The sequence below is a fragment of the Christensenella sp. genome, from assembly GCF_034927525.1.
In the GTDB taxonomy this organism is placed as follows: Bacteria; Bacillota; Clostridia; order Christensenellales; family Christensenellaceae; genus Christensenella.
Genome location: NZ_JAYFPU010000087.1, coordinates 1 through 1,789, shown reverse-complemented (window position 1 = coordinate 1,789; position 1,789 = coordinate 1). Strand labels below are relative to the sequence as shown.

The following is a 1,789-nucleotide window of genomic DNA, read 5'->3' as shown; positions in this document are numbered from 1 at the left end:
TTATTGGTCGAGGGCACAATCGTAAGGAAGTTACAAAGGATCCTACTGCCCATGCTGAGATCCTAGCAATCCGTCAGGCGGCGGAAACCTTGGGCAGCTGGCGTTTGAAGGATTGTACACTTTATGTCACTGCAGAGCCTTGTCCAATGTGTATGGGTGCGGTTATCCAGGCTCGCATTTCCACCTTGGTTTATGGGACTTGGGAAGAGCGATACGGCAGTGTAGAAACCACGGCTCAGTTGGGTACTCATCCCATGCTTCCCAAGGATATGACAATTATACAGGGAATTGGAGAGATAGAATGCCAGTCATTGCTCCAGGAGTTTTTTGGAAAAAGGCGGTAGATATTGGGATATTTCCAAGAATTACCCTTTATTGAAAAGGTTGATAATACTGGGAAAAGATGGTATGCTTACCATAAAGAACAATCATACAAAGGAGTAGGATGATGGAACTGACAAAGATCAAGTATTCGGTGGATGCTGGCATTGCCATCGCCCAAATGGATTTTAAAAAGAACTTAAACGCCATTGACGAGGTAATGGCGGATGAGCTCATGGCAGTGGTAGAGGCTGCAGAAAAGGATTCTGATGTAAAAGTGCTGGTCCTAAAGGGCGGTGAAAAGGCATTCTCTGCCGGGGGGGATATTGGGTACTTCTACGATCTCATTCAAGGTGGTGGGGACGTTAATATGGATGGCCTCATTGCCAAGGTGGGCATTGTTACCGATGGCCTCAAGCGTATGAGTAAGCTCGTCATTGCCCAAGTCAGTGGCTCTGCTGCCGGTGCCGGCGTGAGCCTTGCCCTGTCTGCTGATTTTATTGTCTGTTCAGAAAACGCTAAATTTATTATGGCTTTTGTAAATTTGGGATTGGTTCCCGATACAGGGGGAAGTTACCTGTTGGTCAAAGAATTGGGAGAAAAGCAAGCGATGGCTTTGTGCGCAACCGGACGCCCCTTAAGTGCTCAGGAAGCTCAGGATGCCGGTATTGTGTACCAGGTAGTACCAGGGGAAGAGCTCGATGGGGCTGTTATGAAGTTGGCTGCTAAATTTGCTGCAGGACCATCCCTTTCTTACAAAAATATCAAAAAGCAGATTTACGAAGCGGCGTTCCTGGATTACAAGCACTATTTAGATGAGTGCGAAATTCCGACCCAGCGGGAATGTGCCGCTTCCAGGGATTTCCAGGAGGGCGTTTCTGCCTTTATGGAAAAACGTAAGGCTGCCTTTACGGGTGCGTAGGAGGAGTGTATGAAAAACAAAGTTGTTACGTTTGAAGAAGCTCTTACCCCTTTTAAAGATGGACAAACGATCTTATTTGGGGACTGGCATGGTGAATTAGCTGCAGATGAGCTCATCGATGGCCTTTTAGAAAAGGGAATTACTGATATTGATGCCATTGCCGTAAGTGGCGGAATGCAAGACCAGGGCTTGGGGAAACTGATTCATAACCATCAGGTCCGTAGCTTAAAGACAACCCATATTGGCCTTAATCCCGAAGCAGGGCAACAGATGTTCGCCGGGGAATTAGATGTGGAATTTATTCCCCAAGGAACCTTTGCAGAACGCATTCGGTGTGGCGGTGCTGGTCTGGGTGGGGTACTGACCCCAACAGGTGTCGGGACCGATGTAGAAGAGGGAAAAACACGTTTGGTCATCGACGGTAAGCCTTATCTTTTAGAACTGCCACTTCATGGAGATATCGCCCTTATAAAGGCCTGGAGGGCTGATACTGCTGGCAATATCCAATTCCGTTATGTGGGCCGGGCCACCAATAGTTATATGGCG

The 1,789-nt window shown here is 47.7% G+C and carries 3 protein-coding genes; all 3 read left to right on the top strand.

The window, feature by feature from the left end:
- A partial coding sequence (locus VB081_RS03455) for a nucleoside deaminase (protein WP_323399454.1) occupies nucleotides 1-344 on the top strand: 344 nt, incomplete at its 5' end.
- A 104-nt stretch (nucleotides 345-448) separates the two neighbouring features.
- Complete coding sequence (locus VB081_RS03450; protein WP_442872702.1) at nucleotides 449-1,243, top strand: enoyl-CoA hydratase/isomerase family protein; 795 nt, start codon at nucleotides 449-451, stop codon at nucleotides 1,241-1,243.
- Between the two features lie 9 nt (nucleotides 1,244-1,252).
- The coding region (locus VB081_RS03445) for a CoA transferase subunit A (RefSeq protein ID WP_323399452.1) at nucleotides 1,253-1,789 on the top strand (537 nt) is incomplete at its 3' end.

What these genes read in the sequence shown, in the direction of transcription:
- VB081_RS03450 (WP_442872702.1), top strand. Translation starts at nt 449, where the DNA reads ATGGAACTGACAAAGATCAAGTATTCGGTGGATGCTGGCATTGCCATC.